This is a genomic window from Cellulomonas humilata (assembly GCF_030814415.1).
GTDB classification, from domain to species: domain Bacteria; phylum Actinomycetota; class Actinomycetes; order Actinomycetales; family Cellulomonadaceae; genus Cellulomonas; species Cellulomonas humilata_A.
Window position 1 is genome coordinate 1,120,627 of sequence record NZ_JAUSVB010000001.1, and the last position, 16,898, is coordinate 1,137,524.

12 protein-coding genes are annotated in these 16,898 nt (G+C 73.3%); 7 read left to right on the forward strand and 5 right to left on the reverse strand.

All coding sequences use genetic code 11. The annotated features are described in order from the left end of the window. Positions 1-13 precede the first annotated feature (13 nt). The gene (locus J2X26_RS05250) at positions 14-316 is read left to right on the forward strand and encodes a hypothetical protein (RefSeq protein ID WP_307490382.1); all 303 of its coding nucleotides are present in this window, start codon (positions 14-16) and stop codon (positions 314-316) included. Between the two features lie 34 nt (positions 317-350). On the opposite strand, the gene J2X26_RS05255 is transcribed toward J2X26_RS05250, so the two are convergent. Continuing rightward, on the reverse strand, positions 351-1,400 hold the full coding sequence (locus tag J2X26_RS05255) for a serine hydrolase domain-containing protein (RefSeq protein ID WP_307490384.1): 1,050 nt from the start codon (positions 1,398-1,400) through the stop codon (positions 351-353). Positions 1,401-1,492: 92 nt separating this feature from the next. Between J2X26_RS05255 and J2X26_RS05260 the strand changes: the two genes are divergently transcribed. Then, positions 1,493-3,223, forward strand: a complete 1,731-nt coding sequence (locus J2X26_RS05260) for a lipase family protein (RefSeq protein WP_307490386.1) — start codon at positions 1,493-1,495, stop codon at positions 3,221-3,223. 4 nt (positions 3,224-3,227) lie between these two features. Here the strand turns inward: J2X26_RS05260 and J2X26_RS05265 are convergent, their stop codons facing one another. Next, positions 3,228-3,536: a zf-TFIIB domain-containing protein gene (locus J2X26_RS05265; RefSeq protein WP_307490388.1), complete on the reverse strand. Its 309-nt coding sequence runs from the start codon at positions 3,534-3,536 to the stop codon at positions 3,228-3,230. 163 nt (positions 3,537-3,699) lie between these two features. On the opposite strand from J2X26_RS05265, the gene J2X26_RS05270 reads away from it, so the two are divergent. Continuing rightward, entirely contained in the window at positions 3,700-4,461 is a 762-nt protein-coding gene (locus tag J2X26_RS05270) for a DUF2306 domain-containing protein (RefSeq protein ID WP_307490389.1), read from the forward strand. Here the strand turns inward: J2X26_RS05270 and J2X26_RS05275 are convergent. Further along, positions 4,352-6,127 carry an alpha/beta fold hydrolase gene (locus J2X26_RS05275; RefSeq protein ID WP_307490390.1) on the reverse strand — a complete coding sequence of 592 codons (1,776 nt, stop codon included), beginning with the start codon at positions 6,125-6,127 and terminating at the stop codon, positions 4,352-4,354. The two genes, J2X26_RS05270 and J2X26_RS05275, sit on opposite strands and share 110 nt — an antisense overlap. Positions 6,128-6,300: 173 nt before the next feature. On the opposite strand from J2X26_RS05275, the gene J2X26_RS05280 reads away from it, so the two are divergent. Next, on the forward strand, positions 6,301-7,449 hold the full coding sequence (locus J2X26_RS05280) for a M48 family metalloprotease (protein WP_307490391.1): 1,149 nt from the start codon (positions 6,301-6,303) through the stop codon (positions 7,447-7,449). Beyond that, positions 7,449-12,422, forward strand: a complete 4,974-nt coding sequence (locus tag J2X26_RS05285; protein WP_307490393.1) for an AAA domain-containing protein — start codon at positions 7,449-7,451, stop codon at positions 12,420-12,422. The genes J2X26_RS05280 and J2X26_RS05285 overlap by 1 nt, the downstream gene beginning before the upstream one ends. On the opposite strand, the gene J2X26_RS05290 is transcribed toward J2X26_RS05285, so the two are convergent. Both J2X26_RS05290 and J2X26_RS05295 read right to left on the reverse strand, forming a co-directional pair. Then, complete coding sequence (locus J2X26_RS05290) at positions 12,406-13,161, reverse strand: metallophosphoesterase family protein (RefSeq protein ID WP_307490394.1); 756 nt, start codon at positions 13,159-13,161, stop codon at positions 12,406-12,408. The genes J2X26_RS05285 and J2X26_RS05290 overlap by 17 nt on opposite strands. Positions 13,162-13,271: 110 nt before the next feature. Beyond that, complete coding sequence (locus J2X26_RS05295) at positions 13,272-13,880, reverse strand: sugar O-acetyltransferase (protein ID WP_307490395.1); 609 nt, start codon at positions 13,878-13,880, stop codon at positions 13,272-13,274. A gap of 65 nt (positions 13,881-13,945) precedes the next feature. Between J2X26_RS05295 and J2X26_RS05300 the strand changes: the two genes are divergently transcribed. Together J2X26_RS05300 and J2X26_RS05305 are read left to right on the forward strand one after the other, a co-directional pair. Then, entirely contained in the window at positions 13,946-16,183 is a 2,238-nt protein-coding gene (locus J2X26_RS05300) for a glycoside hydrolase family 3 N-terminal domain-containing protein (RefSeq protein WP_307490396.1), read from the forward strand. Positions 16,184-16,186: 3 nt separating this feature from the next. Next, positions 16,187-16,867, forward strand: coding sequence for a class I SAM-dependent DNA methyltransferase (locus J2X26_RS05305; protein WP_307490398.1), 681 nt, complete (start codon positions 16,187-16,189; stop codon positions 16,865-16,867). Positions 16,868-16,898: the final 31 nt, after the last annotated feature.

A 16,898-nucleotide genomic window follows, 5' to 3' on the forward strand; every position in this document is an offset into this window, starting at 1 on the left:
GGAGGACCTCGCCATGCCTCGTACCGTCCAGCTCCGCCGCTACAACCTCAAGCCGCACCTGGTCGAGGAGTTCCTCGTCTGGTGGCCCTCGCTCCTCGTCCCTGCGCGCGCCACCTTCGGGTTCACCGTCGAGTCCGCGTACCTGAACCGGCAGACCGCCGAGTTCACCTGGGCGGTCAGTGCCGAGGGAGACGCGGCGGAGTTCCGCCGGCTCGAGCAGGCCTGGATGGACTCACCCGAGCGCACGGTCGTGTTCGATGGCGTCGACGGCTGGAACGACTCGACCGTCATCGCGCTGGTCGAGCGGATCGTCTAGCCGTCACGCTCCGAGCAGCACGCCGCCCGTGCCGTCACCGGAACGCGGCACGCCAGAAGTCGGTGAACACCGGCGTCGGCTCCGCTGACGTCCACGCGTCGGTGGTGAGCAGGATCGCGATCGTGTCGGTGACCGGGTCGGTCCACCACGTCGAGCCCAGGCCGCCGTCCCAGCCGTAGCTGCCGGCGTGCCGACCGTCGGGGAGGTCGGTGACCTTGACGCCGATGCCCAGGCCCCAGCCCTCGCCGTCGCCGTGCTCCCCGTGGCGCGCGGTGCGGATGACCGGGTCGGCCGTGCGCAGGCTCGCCGCGAACGCGTGCAGGTCCGCGACCGTCGACACCAGTCCGGAGGCGGCGTCGGGGAACGCGGGCGGCGTCGACCACTGCCCGTCGGGCTCGTCGTAGACCTCAGGCCCGAGCCACTGCCGACCGAACCGCCCCCGCTGGTCGGGCGGCACGTGGAAGCCGGTGTCGGTCATGCCCAGCGGGTCCAGCAGCCGCTCGGCCAGCAGCTCCGGCAGGGGTCGGCCAGCAGCGCGGGCGACGAGCACCCCGAGCACCTGCGCGCCCGTGTTGTAGAGCCACCTCGCACCCGGCTGGTGGGAGAGCGGCACGCTCCCGACGATCCGCATCCACTCGTCCGGACCCGGAGCGGCCTGCGGGGCGGGTGGACCTGCGGGCAGGCCCCGCTCCGCGAGCGCGCCGAGGACGGTGCCGGGGAACGGGCCCGTGAAGTCCATGCCCAGACCGAGCCGGAACTCGAGCACGTCCCGCACGGTGACAGGGCGCTCGGCGAGCACGGTGTCGTCGATCGGTGCGTCGGGACTCCGCAGCACGCGGCGGCCGGCCAGCTCCGGGAGCAGCCGGTCCACGGGGTCGTCCAGCGACAGCAGCCCCTCGTCCACCAGCTGCATGGCGAGAACCGCGACCACCGGCTTGGTGACCGACGAGATCCGGAAGATCGTGTCCGGGGCGCCGGTGCCCGCGGCCCCGACCGTCACATCTCCCGCCCGGTCGACCAACCATGCCGCACCGTGCACCTCGCCGGAACCGACGCGCGCCTCGACCGCTGTCCTCACGTCCATGCGTCCACTCTGCCGCGAGGGTCCGACACGCCAGACCGGTGCCTGCGTCCGGCACCCGGGACCGACCCGCGGAGGGGGACTAGTTTCGGCTCGTGCCGCGCCGCCACGACCACTCGGTCTCCCGCCGGCTGCGACTGACCCTCGGCATCGTGGCCGTGCTGCTCGGCGCCGTGCTCGCGGTCCGGCCGTTCTCCTCGCTGGCCGTCCTCGTGGTGCTCGTCGTGGTCGGGCTGGTGGTCGTCGGCATCGACGAGCTGGCCGACGGCGACCGGTGGTCGGTGGTGCGCGGCTCGGTCTCGCTGGCCGCCGCGGTCGCGGTGGTGGTGTGGCCGGGCGTGACGATCCGCGTGCTGGCCGTGGTGGTCGCCGCGGCGCTCCTGGTCGACGGTGTGCTCGACCTCGCCCGGGCGCGCGGGGTGCACGGGACAGCCCGCGCGAACGCGGTGGTCGGGGGCGCCACGGCGATCGTGCTCGGCCTGCTGGCGCTCGCGTGGCCCGACGTGACCGTGCTGGTGGTGGCCGTCGTGTTCGCGGTGCGGCTGGTGATCGTCGGGGTGCGCGAGATCGTGGCCGGCGTGCGCGGGCAGGACGCGGACCTGGGTCGGCTCTGGCCACGCCGGGCGGCTCCGCGCGGGGGCTGGTGGCGGCTGACGGGTGCGGTGCTCGGCGCGCTGGTGGCGATCGTCCTGGTGCTGGCCAGCGTGGTGGTCCAGCGCGGCACCCCCCGGCCGGACGCGTTCTTCGACCCACCGGAGGACGTCCCGTCCGCCCCGGGGCAGCTGCTGCGGAGCGAACCGTTCACCAGCGCTGAGATCCCCCAGGGCGCCGCCGCGTGGCGCATCCTCTACACGACCACGCGCGGAGAGGGGCGTCCCGCCGTCGCGAGCGCGCTCGTCGTCGCGCCGGCCTCCTCGACGCCCAGCCCCGTGGTCGCGTGGGCGCACGGCACGACCGGCGCGGCCAGCGGGTGCGCGCCCACGGTGCTGACCGACGGGCTGGGCGCCGGCGCGATGTTCGTGCAGGACGACGTCCTGGCGCAGGGCTGGGCCATGGTCGCGACCGACTACACGGGCCTGGGCACCGAAGGCCCGCACCCGTACCTCATCGGGCAGGGCGAGGGCCGTTCGGTGCTGGACGCCGTGCGGGCGGCGCACCAGCTCACGGCCGTCGAGCTGGCCGACGAGACCGTCGTGTGGGGCCACTCGCAGGGCGGGCACGCGGCGCTGTGGACGGGGGTGCTCGCGCCGACCTACGCGCCCGAGCTGCGGATCGACGGGGTCGCCGCCCTGGCGCCCGCGAGCAACCTGCCGGCGCTGGTGGACGTCGTCGAGAGCGTGACCGGCGGGGCGCTGTTCGCGTCCTACGTGGTGGAGGGCTACACCGCCGAGTACCCGGACGTGGACTTCGACGAGCTGGTGCGGCCGGGCGCACGCATCATCACGCGCGAGATGGCCCAGCGGTGCCTCGCCGAGCCCGGGGTGCTCGTGTCCGCGCTCACCTCGGTGGCCCTGGACAAGCCGATCTGGTCCGGCGACCCCAGCAGCGGCGTGTTCCTCGACCGCCTGGTCGAGAACGTGCCGTCGGGTCGGATCGTGGCGCCGCTGCTGGTGGCGCAGGGGGCCGACGACGCCCTGGTGCCCCCTGCCGCGCAGCAGGCGTACGTCGACGACCGGTGCGCGGCCGGCTACCCCGTCGACTACCGCACCTACGCCGGTCGGGGCCACGTCCCGCTGGTCGAGGCCGACTCCCCGCTGATCCCCGAGCTCGTCGCGTGGACCACGGAGCGCTTCGCGGACGAGCCGGCCACCGACACGTGCCCCTGACCCGTCAGTCGAACAGGTCGTCCAGGAAGCTGCGCTTCTTCTTCTTCTTGTAGTAGTCGTCGCGGTCGCCACCCCGGTACCGGTCGTCGCGGTATCGGTCGTCATCGGGGTAGCGGGCGGGCGCCGGTGCGGGTGCCGGTGCCGGCGGTGCCTGCCGCGACCCGTAGTACGAGGCCTCGGCGTCGGTGAGCTTCTCCAGCTCGCCGCGGTCGAGGAAGATCCCGCGGCAGCCGGTGCACTGGTCGATGGTCACGCCGTTGCGCTCGTACGCGCGCATGTCCGAGCCGCACTTGGGGCAGACGAGCGGGTTCATGGGGTCTCCGTCCGATGGGGGTGGCCGTCGGGGGGTGAACGACCGGGCGGCGCGCAGGGTTTCCGGATCGGCCGAACGGTCGATCACGCGACGGACGAAGAGCCGATGTCCCGACGGTCTCCGACCAGCAGGCTCGGTGCAGGACGACGTGAGGAGACAACCGGTGCCCAGGCACGCGTGGCGGATACCCGCCGGACTGATCCTGCTGAGCCTGGTGCCGATGCTGGCCGGCGGGATCCGGCTCGCGGAGCTCAGCAGCGACCCGGCGGTGACGGCGGCCAACGAGCGCTTCGTGACGATGCCGGTGCCGGTGGTCGTCCACATCGTGTGCGCGACGGTGTTCCTGCTGCTCGGCGCCTTCCAGTTCCACCCCGGCCTGCGCCGACGGAGGCCGCGCTGGCACCGGATGGCCGGTCGGGTCGTCGCTCCGGCGGGGATCCTCGCTGCGCTGGCCGGCCTCTGGATGGCGGTGTTCACCGACCTGCCGGCCGGTGATGGCCCGCTGCTGATGTGGATCCGTCTCGTGTTCGGCAGCGCGATGGTCGCTTTCCTGGTGCTCGGCGTCGCGGCCATCCGTCGCCGGGACGTCGTCACGCACAGCGCGTGGGTGACCCGCGGCTACGCGATCGGGCAGGGCGCCGGCACCCAGGCGCTGATCTTCGCGCCGTGGACGCTGATCATCGGCGCACCGAGCGAGACCGTGCGGTCGCTGCTCATGGGCGCCGCGTGGGTGATCAACCTGGCGTTCGCGGAGTGGGTCATCCGGCGGCGGCGCCTGACGGGGCGGCGAACCGCCCCGTCAGGACACCCGGCCGTCAGGAGCGCGGAACCGCGCCCGGCAGCGGCGGCACCACCGGCGGGAGCGGCCGCGCCGGGGCGGCACCCCGCGACTGCGGACCAGGCTCCGAGCCCAGCGGGTCCGTGAACGGCTGCACGTCACCGGTGCACACGGTCCCTGCCGCGGGCGTCTGACCCGAGAGCAGGTAGGTGTCCACGGCGTCGGTCACGCACGCCGACGTGCCGTAGGCCGTGTGGCCCCACGAGTCGCTGGACAGGAGGCTGCTCCGCGGCAGCAGCCCGGCCGCGGCGACGGCGCCCTCGTAGTTCGTGGCCGGGTCCCAGTAGTTGCCGACGACGAGCACGGGAGCCGCGGTCCTGCGGGTGAACGGACCGGTGTACGCGTCCTCGTCGCGCACGGTCCAGGTGGACGACGCGCACGGGGCCGAGGCCCAGGTCCAGAGCGGCCCGAAGCCCGGGGCGACCGCATCGGCGGAGGCGGACGCAGGGATCCACTCCTCGGCGGCGGCCGGGTTGAGCCCGTCGGTGCAGAGCACGCTCTGGAACGCCTCGGGCGAGTTGTCGTACGGCCACCCGGACGGGGCGGCGGTCCCCTCGCGGTCCGGACCGTGCAAGGCCTGGTACCGCCCGACGAACGCTGCTCGCAGAGCGGTGAGGTCGGCGTCGGTCGGGTGCTGGAGGCTGTGGACGTAGGTCAGGTCCTGGTCCACCCAGCTCGAGCCCTCGGGCGCGTAGAGGTCGGACAGGAGGACCGAGATCAGCACGGCGTACGTGATCTCGAACAGCGGGTTCCCCTCGTCGTCCGTGACCAGGATCGGGTTCTCCTTCAGCGACGCGACGATCTCGGCGTAGACGGTGGCCGGGTCGCCGAGGCCGGCGAGGAGGCAGAACTCCGGACCGGCAGCCGCGCACCGGGCGAGGACCTCGTCCAGCGCCTTCGACGCGCCCTCACCGGACTTCAGCCGCTGGGTCTGCGGGATGCCCGCGTTCTCCGGCGTGCCCGCCCAGGCGAGCGGGTCGAGCACGCCGTCGATGACGACCGCCCGCACGCGGTCCGGGAACAGGTTGGCGTACACGTTGCCCAGGTACGAGCCGTACGAGAAGCCCAGGTACGTCAGCTTCTTGTCGCCGACCATGCGGCGCAGCACGTCCATGTCCCGCGCGACCTCCGCCGTCGACATCGAGCCCGACAGCGGGGTGCCGGTGGTGGAGCAGGCGGCGCCGAACGCCTTCGACGACGCGACGTACGCGCCGGTCTCGGCGTCTCCGACGGGGAACGGCACCATCAGGCCCGCCAGGCCGGTCGCCTGCTCGCCGAGGTTGCGGAAGCACCGCACGTTGCTGCTGAAGTTGGTGCCGCGGGGGTCGACGCCGACGACGTCGAACCGTTCGAGCAGCGCCGGGGACAGGAAGAACGACGCGGCCGCGGCGATCTGCACCCCGGACCCGCCCGGACCACCCGGGTTGATGAACAGGGTGCCGATCTTGCGCGACGGGTCGGCGACCGACAGCTTCAGCAGCGCGACGTCCGTGGTGGCCTTGCGGGGCTGGTCGTAGTCGAGCGGCAGCTGGACGGTGCCGCACTGGGTGCGCTCGCCGAAGGCGCTGCTGCAGTCGAACCACTGCGGGTCGGGCACGGGTACGCGGTCGACCCGGGCGGCTTCCGCCCGGCTCGTGCGGTCGGTGCGGTCGGACGGGCTGGCGCTCGCGGTGGTCGAGCCTAGCGAGACGGTCAGGGCCAGCACTCCGAGAAGTGCGCCCCACCTGCGGGCATGGCGACGTGCAGCAGTCATGCGTTCCCCCTGCGTGTGCGTCCGCCGTCCGTTCGCCCCCTGCGACCGGTCCGGTCTGGACCCGCCTCACCCTGCCGAACCAGGTCGGCTCCGACAAGGGCGTGAACCCACGAATGTCATCCGCCCGCGTTATCGTCGCCGGGGCTGGGACGAGGGAGACGAAGGGAGCGCGGGTGACCGTCTGGGGACCGTTGGCGTACCACCGCGACGTCGCGACGATCCTGGAGCGCGAGAACCCGGTCGCGTTCCGCTCCCTGCGGCCCACCACGCCCACGGCGGAGCTCGAGCAGCTGCTGCTGCGGCAGACGTACCGGGTGGACCCGGTGGGGCACGCCGAGGTGCACGCCGCCGTGCAGCGGGCCGCGGACGCGCTGGGAGTCGTGCTCCCCATCGAGATCTACGTCGACGAGGGCGGGCAGGGCGCGGACGCGGAGCTGGTGTTCGTGCCGGACCGGGCCGTCCTGATCCTCACCGCGGGCACGCTCAACCTGCTCGACGCCGACGAGCTGTGCGCGGTCGCGGGGCACGAGCTGGCGCACCACGTGCTGTGGACCGCGGACGACGGCCGGTACCTGGCCACGGCGCGGCTGCTCGACGCCGCCGAGTCCGACGCCCGCACCCCCTCGGAGTACCTGGAGACCGCCCGCCGGTTCCGGCTGGCCACCGAGCTGGTCGCGGACCGGGGCGCGATGCTGGCCTGCGGCTCGTTGACGACGACCGTGAGCGGACTGGTCAAGGTGGTCACCGGGCTGGCCAAGGTCGACTCCGCGGCGTACCTGCGGCAGGCGGCCGAGGTGGACTACAGCGTGCCGAGCGCCGGCAGCACCCACCCCGAGACCGTGCTCCGCGCGTGGGCGCTCCAGGAATGGGCGGAGCGCGGTCCGGGTGCCGACGCGATGGTCGAGGCCTCGCTCGGCCCGCAGCTCGACCTCGCGGTGCTCGACGTGCTCGGGCAGGACCGGCTCGCGGAGGTCACGCGGTCGCTCGTCTGGATGCTGGTGGCCGACGACGCCGTGCGCAGCGAGGAGGCCCTGGACCTGGCGCGGCGGTTCGGCGTCGGCGTCGGCGGCTCTCCGACGATCACGGACATGCCCAGCACCCTGGCTGCCGAGACGCAGACCTACCTCGCCGCGGTTCTGCTCGACTTCGCGACGGCGGACGACCAGGGCGGTGCCGACGACCTCGGCGCGGTGCTGGCGCTGGCCCGTCGGGTCGGTCTGGGCGACGAGCTGCTGCGGATGATCGGCGCCGAGCTGGACCTGGGCGACCGGGCGATGTCCCGGGTGATGGCGTCGGCGGACTCCCCGCGGGTGGTGCGCTGATGCGCCGGCTGATCGGGCGCGCGGTGGACCGCGGTGGTCTGCCGGCCGACGACGTCCTCGGGCTGCTGCTGCCGATGTTCCGCACGGTGCAGGCGCTGCACGAGACCGGGCGGGTGGCTCCGCTGCGCGGCCTCGCGGCACTGGACGACGAGGGCGACGACCCGGTGACGATCGACGTGTCCTCGGCCGGGCCGCCGGTCCGGAACCGGGCCGCGATCGCCGCCGCGGAGCTGGCCGGCGCGGTGGAGGTGGAGTCGGACGAGAGCACGGTGCGCATCGTCGCCGGCTGGCAGCGCTGGGAGCACCTCGTCGGCCACCACGACGAGCTGACCGACATCGCGAGCCTGGGCGAGCTGTTCGTCGCGCTCGTGTGCGGCCTGGACCTGGCCGAGGAGGCCGACGCGGACCTGCTCCAGGAAGACCGGAACAACCTGTTCGCCCTGGACCCCGGGCTGCACCCGGTGCTCGCGACGGTCGCCAGCTCGATGATCGCGCCGGACCGCCGGCGCCGCGCCCAGGACCTCGCCGACGTGATCGCGCGGCTGGAGTCCTACCGCGACCAGCCGGAGGACTTCGACCTCGACCGGGTGCTGACCGCTCGCAGCGATGGTCGCGCCGCCGTCCTGGAGCACCTGCGGGACCGGCTGTTCGACGCGTCGCGTCGGAACCCGCTGCTGCACTTCCGGCCCACCGGCCGGACCATCAACCTCACCGAGGCGTCCGTGCCGCTGGTGCTCGACGTACGGCACATCCGCGCGTCGCAGCTGTTCACCTGGGGCGGCCCGGCGTCCTCGCGGCTGCTCGACGGGAAGGTGCTGGACGTCGGCTCGCTGGTCCGCTGGGACGACGCCCCCTATGCCGCCGCTGCTCTCGACGCACTGATCTCGTCGGCCCGCCGCGACCGTGCCGAGTACGGGCGCGACCAGCTGCGGCTCGTCGTCGCGTTCCTGCGCTGGCACGACGTGAAGAACGACCCGACCGCGCCCATCGAGTCGCCCCTGGTGCTGGCTCCGGTGACGCTGACCAAGCAGCGCGGCGTGCGCGATGCGTACCGCATGGAGCTGACCAGCACCGTCGCCGAGGTCAACCCCGTGCTGCGGCACCAGCTGGACGAGCTGTTCGGGCTGCGGCTGCCGGAGACGATCGACCTGGCCGCCGACGGGGCGATCGAGGAGCTGCGCGCGAGCATCGAGAAGCAGGCGCGCGCGACGCAGCCGGCCGTGGTGGTCGGCCTCGTCGACAAGCCGCGCATCGAGCTGGTCCGGCACCGCGCGCAGGTGGCGCTGCAGGCCTACCGCCGGCGCCGGCCGTCCAGCCGCCCGACGTACGGCCGCCGCCAGTACGCGTACTCCTACCGCCGGCCGGGGTGGGCCCCGCTGGGCGTGCAGATCTTCGCCGACCGGATCCAGCGCCGGCCGATCCCGCTGTCGGTCGAGCTGGGCGACGCACCCGCTCCACAGCACGTGATGGAGCAGTCGTCGGTGCAGACGTTCTCGTTGCAGGCCCAGGCCGACGACAACCCGTACACGTGGGACGTCGACCTCACGATGGTCACGCTGGCCAACTTCAACTACCGCACGCTCAGCCTGGTCCGCGACTACGACTCCCTGCTGACCGAGCCGATGCCGAACGCCGCGTTCGACGAGCTCTTCTCCACCGCCCCGCGCGACGTGGCCGAGCACGGTGCGACCATCCCGGTGGCCGACCGCTACCTGGTGGTCCCGGCGGACGCGTCGCAGGTGGGCGCCGTGGCGCTGGCCCGCTCCGGCGACAACTTCGTCATCCAGGGGCCGCCCGGCACCGGCAAGTCGCAGACGATCACCAACCTGGTCGCCGACTTCGTCGCGCACGGCAAGCGCGTCCTGTTCGTGTGCCAGAAGCGCGCCGCCCTCGACGTCGTCCACGCGCGGCTGCGCGCCCAGGGGCTGGGCGAGATCTGCACGCTGGTGCACGACAGCCAGGAGGACAAGAAGGAGTTCGTGCACGGCCTGCGGGACACGTACGAGCGCTGGCTGGCCGACGACGAGCCGCTGGACGCGGTCGAGGCGCGCCGGGCGGCGTTGATCGAGGCGACGACCGCGGCGCTCACCGAGGTCGGCGCCTACGAGCAGGCGCTCGAGGGCGTGCAGGACGTGCTCGACCGGCTGATCGCGCTGCGCGGCTTCCGCTGGGGCGAGGACCTGACCCCCGCCGAGCAGGCTCTGCTCCCGGAGCCCGCCGACTGGGTGCCGGCCCGGCCGCTGGTCGACGCGCTGGTGTCCGCCCTGGCCCGCGCCGGGGCCGCCCCCGTGCTCGCGCGCACGCCGGTCCGGCTGGTCGACCCCGTGATCCTCGACGAGTCGCGCGCCGACGCGGTCGTCGCGCAGCGCGCTTCCGAAGCGGCGGCGGCGATCGACGCCGTGCTCGCCGTGCTCGTCGCTTCGTCCGACGGTGACGGGCTCACGGTGGACGACGCCGACGCGATCGGGCAGATGCACGCGGTGCTCGCCCCGCTGGTCCAGCGCGACCTCGGCTCGGCGGTCACCCCCCGCACCCCGGCCGCGCGCCGGCTGCAGGACGCGACGGAGGAGTGGCGCGCGGTCGAGGCGACAGCGGACGCGGCCGACCGTTCCGCGGTGGGCTGGCGAGAGCCGCTGTCCGCACCCGACGCGGCAGCCGCCCTCGAGATCGCCCGGCGACGCGAGACGTCGGCGTGGAAGTTCCTCGACGGGGGCTGGCGGCGCGTGAAGCGGCTGGTCGCGGCGGGGTTCGACGCGGGGGACCGGCAGGTGCGGCCGACCGTGACGCAGGCGCTGGAGCTCCTCGTCGCGCGCTACGACACCGCGGCCCGCGCCGACGCGCTCTCGCAGCAGCTCGCCCGGGAGTGGGGGCACGGCGACCTCGCGGTGCTCAGCGACCGGATCACCGCGATCCGGCGGTACACGGGCACGCTCGCGGTGTGGCGCACGCGCCTCGCAGACACCGAGCCCGACGACGTCCTCGACCGGCTCCCGGAACAGGTCGAGGTGGTGCGGACGTGCCTGTCCGGCCTCGTCGTGGGTGCCGACGACCTCCCGATGACCGCGCTGCGCGACGAGCTGCGCGGCCTGACCGGCGGGGACGGACAGGCGCTCGTCCGTGCGGCGGCGGGCACCCTGCGCGACCTCGCCGCGGCGCCGACCGTGCTGCGCGCCCTGCGGCACCTCGACGCGTCCCCGGACCAGCTGGAGCACGCCGTCGTCGCGGCGTCGATGCGTGAGGCCCGCGCCCAGGAGCCGGCGCTGAACCGGCTCGACGGTGACCGCCTGGCCGACTTGCTGGACCGGGTGGCCGAGCGCGCCCCGGCGCTCCAGCGCGCCAACGCCGACGTGGTCACCGCCCGGCTGCGCGCCCGGTTCACGGAGTCGGTCGCGCACTCGCAGCGCAGCGTCACCGGCATGAACACCGACGACCGTGCGCTCAAGGCGGTCTGGATGACCGGCCGGCGCGAGCTGGAGCACGAGTTCGGCAAGGTCCGCGCCTACAAGTCGATCCGGCACCTCGCGTCCGCCGAACCCGGAGCCGTCGTCGCGGCCATGCGTCCGGTGTGGCTGATGAGCCCGTCGTCGCTGTCGGACACCCTGCCGCTGGACACGTCGTTCGACGTGGTGATCTTCGACGAGGCCAGCCAGATCCCCGTCGAGGAGGCCGTCCCGGCGCTGTTCCGCGGCGCGCAGGTGATCGTGGTCGGCGACCGGATGCAGCTGCCGCCGACGCGCTACTTCCAGGTCGGCACCCCGGCCTCGGACGAGCCGGTCACCGACGACGACGCTCCGGTCGGAGTCGTGCTCGACTCCGACAGCTTCCTCGCGGTCGGGTCCGTGCGGCTGCCGTCGACCATGCTCACCTGGCACTACCGCAGCCAGTACGAGGCGCTCATCCAGTTCAGCAACTCGGCGTTCTACGAGGGCCGGCTGACCACGATCCCGGACCGGACCCTCACCCACGTGCGCGCACAGCCGCTGGAGGTCACGGCCGGATCCTTCTCCCGGGAGGACGTCGTCGCCGCCGTCGACGGGCTGCTCGAGCGGAGCATCAGCGCGATGCGCGTGCTCGACGGCGTCTACACCCAGCGCACCAACCCGCTGGAGGCCGTCTGGATCGCGCACCTCGTCCGCGAGCTGCTGGCGCGGGGGACGGGTCAGACGCTCGGGATCGTCGCGTTCTCCGAGGCGCAGCAGTCCGAGATCGAGCGCGCGCTGGAGCGCCTGGGACGTGAGGACGCCGAGTTCGCGCGGCTCTACGACGCCGAGATAGCGCGCGAGGAGGACGGCCAGGTGGTCGGGCTGTTCGTGAAGAACCTCGAGAACGTCCAGGGCGACGAGCGCGACGTCATCCTCATGAGCGTCTGCTACGCCGCCGGCCCCGACGGCCGGATGCGCATGAACTTCGGGCCCATCAACAACGCGGGCGGCGAGAAGCGGCTCAACGTCATCTTCAGCCGCGCCCGCCGGCACATGGTCCTGGTCAGCAGCATCGACCACACGGCGATCACCAACACCTACAACGACGGCGCCAACACCCTGCGCGGCTTCCTGCACTACGCCGACGCGGTCTCCAACGGGGATGCGGCTGCGGCAGCGGGAGTGCTGGTGGGGCTGCGGGAGCGGGCCGGTCGCGGTGCGGTCCCGCCGGTCGCACCGATCGTCGAGCAGATCGCCGATGCGGTCCGCGCGGCCGGCGTCGAGGTCGTCGCCGGTGTCGGGCAGTCCGCCTTCCGGGCCGACCTGGCGCTGCGACCCGTCGGCACCAACGAGCACGCCGTCGGAGTGCTCGTCGACCAGCCCGCACGGCTCGCCGCGCACTCGCTCGACGAGCGCCGCGTGACCCAGCCGACCGCGCTGCGCTCCGGCGGCTGGCGCGTCGTGCAGGTGCTGGCCACCGAGTGGGAGTCGGACCCGGACGAGGTGGTGCGGCGGCTGGTGGCGGCGGTGGGCGTCACTCCTGCCGGCTGAGCCCCAGCTCGGCGTGCCGGCCGCGGTAGATCCCGGTCCGCAGCTCGACCGTCCACGCCTCCAGCTCGGGCATCCGGACGGCCTCCGCGACGGCGACCTCCGCCTCGACGTCGTACGGCACGCGCACGATCTGCAGGCTGAACGTCTCCCCGACGCCCTCGAGGATCACGTACGACGCGGTCGTCTCGTCCAAGGGGTTGCCGACGCTGCCCACGTTCACCAGCGTGCGGCCGCGGTAGGTCTCGACGTAGGCGTCGTGCACGTCGCCGTACAGGACCACGGTCGGCTCCGGTCCGTCACCGGTGAGCTCGGTGGACGCGAACATCGCGGCGAACTCGTCGTCGGTGTGGTGGAACTGCACGCGCGTGTAGACGCTCGTCGCCGACGCGTGGAACAGGCGGACGTTCCGGCCGGCGATCTCCAGGTCGTGGCTGAGCGGGAGGTTCGTCAGCCAGTCGCGGTCGTCGGCGGTCAGCTCGTCGTGCCACCAGCGGATCGCCGGGTCGTGGTGGTCGGCGGACACGGGCAGGAAGTCGTCCCAGTTCCCCCGGACCGTCAGGGCGCAGCGCTCGCGCGTCCGGGCGACGGCCGCCGAGCCGCGCGGACCCTTCCCGGCGACATCACCGAGGTTGAGGATCGTGGTGATCCCGCGGGCGTCGATGTCGGCCAGCACGGCGTCGAACGCGGTCAGGTTGCCGTGCACGTCGGACAGGACGGCGATGCGCACGGTCCCGACCATGGCCGACAAGGTACAGCGACTGCCCAACGCCGCCGAACTCGTCACTCCCGGCCGAACTCGTCGGTTGCAACCGACGAGTTCGGCTGCAACCGACGAGTTCGGCGGTCAGGTCACGAGTCGGACGCCGTGTGTGCCGGCTTCTCGTCGACCGGCCGCAGCACCCGGCACGGCGAACCGACCGCGACGACCCGCGGTGGGATGTCGCGCGTGACGACCGATCCTGCACCGATGACGCTGCCCGCGCCGATGGTCACGCCGGGCAGGATCACGACGTTCGCGCCGATCCACACGTCGTCCTCGATGCGCACCGGCAGGGAGAACTGCCACCCGCCCACGCGCTCCTCGGGCACGGTCGGGTGGCCGGCGGTCGAGATGGTGACGTTGGGCGCGATCATCACGCGGTCGCCGATGTGGATGTCGGCGTCGTCGACGAGGACGAGGTTGAAGTTCGCGTAGAACCCGTTGCCGACGTGCACGTGCGAGCCGTACGACACGTGGAACGGCGGCTCGACCCAGGCGTCTGCACCGACGGAGCCGAGCAGCTGCCGCAGAAGTGACGTCCGCAGCGCGGCCTCACCGGGCCGGGAGTGGTTGTAGTCGTAGGTCAGCTCCTTGCCGGCGACGCGCTCGGCCTCGAGCGCCTCCAGCCCGGGGCCGTAGTCCACGTACAGCGATCCGTCGTTCAGCTTCGCCCGAACCGCTTCGTACTCGTCCGTCATCGCACGCTCCTCTAGGGTGTCCCGCAGACATCATCCTCGAATCGATCCGACACCGGGACACCGCCATGAACGCGCCCTACCAGGACTCTTCTCGCCCCGTCGCCGAGCGCGTCGCCGACCTCGTCGGGCGCATGACGCTCGAGGAGAAGGTCGGCCAGATGATGCAGCTGAACGCCCAGGGCGGTGTCGAGGACCTGGTCCTCAACCTGCACGTCGGGTCGATCCTGCACACGTCCCCGGAGAGGGTGCGCCAGGCGCACGAGCTGACCGCGCAGACGCGGCTGCAGATCCCGCTGCTGGTCGCGGAGGACTGCATCCACGGGCACTCCTTCTGGGAGGGCGCGACGATCTTCCCGACGCAGCTCGGCATGGCGGCCACCTGGGACGCGGACCTGCTGGAGCGCGGCGCGCGAGCCACGGCGGTCGAGGTCGCCGCGACCGGCATCCACTGGACGTTCTCCCCCGTGCTCTGCATCGCCCGCGACCTGCGCTGGGGCCGCGTCAGCGAGACGTTCGGCGAGGACCCGTTCCTCATCGGGGAGCTGTCCTCGGCGATGGTCCGCGGCTACCAGGGCGACGGCCTGTCCGACCCGACGGCGATCCTGGCCACCGCCAAGCACTTCGCCGGCTACTCCGAGACGCAGGGTGGCCGCGACGCCACGGAGGCGGACATCTCCCGCCGCAAGCTCCGCTCGTGGTTCCTGCCCCCGTTCGAGCGCGTGGCCCGCGAGGGCTGCCGGACGTTCATGCTCGGCTACCAGTCGATGGACGGCGTGCCGATCACCATCAACGACTGGCTGCTGGGCGAGGTCCTGCGCGGCGAGTGGGGCTACGAGGGCACGCTGGTCACCGACTGGGACAACGTCGGCCGGATGGTCTGGGAGCAGCACATCCAGCCCGACTACACGCACGCGTCGGCTGCGGCGGTCCGGGCCGGCAACGACATGGTCATGACGACGCCGGGCTTCTTCGAGGGCGCGCAGGAGGCCGTGCACGAGGGGCTTCTCGACGAGGCCGCCCTCGACGCGGCCGTCGGCCGGATCCTCACGCTGAAGTTCGAGCTGGGGCTCTTCGAGGACCCCCGGCACCCGTCGGTGGAGCGCCAGACGGCCGTCATCGGGTCGGCCGAGCACGCCGAGCTCAACCTCGAGCTCGCCCGGCGTTCGCTCGTCCTGCTGACCAACGACGGCACGCTGCCCCTGTCGGCCGCGCCGAAGACGATCGCCGTCGTCGGTCCCAACGCCGACGACCAGCACACCCAGCTCGGCGACTGGGCGGGTGCCTCGGGCCAGGCCGACTGGCTGCCGGACGGCCACCCGCGCGAGATGACGCAGACGGTGCTGGACGGCCTGCGCGCCCAGGTCCCGGACGGCTGGACCGTCACGCACGCCCGCGGCGCGGACATCCTCACGCTCGGCGCGGACCCGGAGGGCGAGTTCTTCCCCGACGGCCAGCCGCGTCCGCAGGTCGTGTTCCCGGCCGACCCCGACACCGCGCTGATCGCCGAGGCGGTGGCCGCTGCGCGTGACGCCGACGTCGTCGTGGCCGTCGTCGGTGACCGCATCGAGCTGGTGGGCGAGGGGCGGTCGACCGCGACGCTCGAGCTCGTCGGCGGGCAGGTCGCCCTGCTCGACGCGCTGGCGGAGACGGGCACGCCGATGGTCGTCGTCGTCATCGCGAGCAAGCCGCACGTGCTCCCGCCGTCCGCCATGAACGCCGCCGCGATCATCTGGGCCGCCAACCCGGGCATGCGCGGCGGGACCGCGCTCGCCGAGCTGGTCCTGGGCCGGATCGAGCCGTCGGGCCGCCTGCCCATCTCGTTCGCGCAGCACGTCGGCCAGCTGCCCGTGTTCTACAACCAGCTCCCCGGCCAGCACGGGACGCGGTACGCCGACCTGACGCAGCGCGTGCCGTTCGCGTTCGGCGAGGGGCTGTCCTACACCACCGTCGAGTACGCGGACCTGCAGGTGGTCGAGCCGGTGCTCGGGGTCGACGACACCGTGCGCGCCCACGTCACGCTGCACAACACGGGGGACCGGCCCTCGCGGGAGACCGTGCAGGTCTACGTCCGCGACACCGTCACGTCCGTGACCTGGGCGATCAAGGAGCTCAAGACGTACCGGCAGGTCGACGTCGCGCCCGGCGAGCGGGTGGTCGTCGACCTCACGCTGCCCGTCTCGGACTGCACGCTGGTCGACGCGAGCGGCCGCCGGATCGTGGAGCCCGGGAAGTTCGAGCTGTTGGTGGGTCCGTCGTCGCGCGACGAGGTGCTGCTGCGGGCGGGCTTCGTGGTCCGGGACTGACCCGTGACCCTCGACTCCACCCGGGCGACGTACGACACCGTCGCGGAGGACTACGCGCGCATCGTCACCGGGCTCGACGCCGAGGGGCCGCTCGACCGTGCGATGCTCGCCGACTTCGCCGACCGCGTCGACGGCCCGGTCGCGGACGTCGGCTGCGGGACGGGCCGCCTCACCGCGTACCTGGCCGGCCTCGGCCTCGACGTGATCGGCATCGACCTCTCGCCGGGCATGATCGCGGTGGCCCGCCGCGCCTACCCCGCGCTGCGCTTCGACGTCGGGGCCATGGCGGCCCTCGACCTCCCCCATGCGAGCGTCGCGGGAGTGCTGGCCTGGTACTCGATCATCCACACGTCCCCTGAGGGCCTGCCGGCGGTCGTCGCCGAGCTGCGCCGCGTGCTCGCTCCCGGCGGGCACCTGCTGCTCGGCTTCCAGGCGGGGGCCGACGAGCACCGGTCGATGACCCACGCGTACGGGCACGACGTGGAGTGCGACGCGTGGCTGCACTCGCCCGACACGGTGGCAGCGCTCCTGGAGTCCGCCGGCTTCGTCGTCGACGCCCGCGTGGTCCGCGAGCCTGTGGGCCGGGAGCGGCGGCCCCAGGCGAGCCTGCTCGCGTCGGTCCCGGACCGTGCCGACGCCGGAGCACCGTCGCAGGGTCGACCCGGGAGCCGGACAGCGCGGTGACATGATGTGCCCGGCCGAGCCGACCGACGGA

Excerpts from the sequence above, each read along its gene's own strand:
- J2X26_RS05295 (WP_307490395.1), bottom strand. The coding sequence starts at position 13,880 with ATGACGGACGAGTACGAAGCGGTTCGGGCGAAGCTGAACGACGGATCG.
- J2X26_RS05275 (WP_307490390.1), bottom strand. The coding sequence starts at position 6,127 with ATGACTGCTGCACGTCGCCATGCCCGCAGGTGGGGCGCACTTCTCGGA.
- J2X26_RS05285 (WP_307490393.1), top strand. The coding sequence starts at position 7,449 with ATGCGCCGGCTGATCGGGCGCGCGGTGGACCGCGGTGGTCTGCCGGCC.
- J2X26_RS05265 (WP_307490388.1), bottom strand. The coding sequence starts at position 3,536 with ATGAACCCGCTCGTCTGCCCCAAGTGCGGCTCGGACATGCGCGCGTAC.
- J2X26_RS05250 (WP_307490382.1), top strand. The coding sequence starts at position 14 with ATGCCTCGTACCGTCCAGCTCCGCCGCTACAACCTCAAGCCGCACCTG.
- J2X26_RS05255 (WP_307490384.1), bottom strand. The coding sequence starts at position 1,400 with ATGGACGTGAGGACAGCGGTCGAGGCGCGCGTCGGTTCCGGCGAGGTG.
- J2X26_RS05290 (WP_307490394.1), bottom strand. The coding sequence starts at position 13,161 with ATGGTCGGGACCGTGCGCATCGCCGTCCTGTCCGACGTGCACGGCAAC.
- J2X26_RS05300 (WP_307490396.1), top strand. The coding sequence starts at position 13,946 with ATGAACGCGCCCTACCAGGACTCTTCTCGCCCCGTCGCCGAGCGCGTC.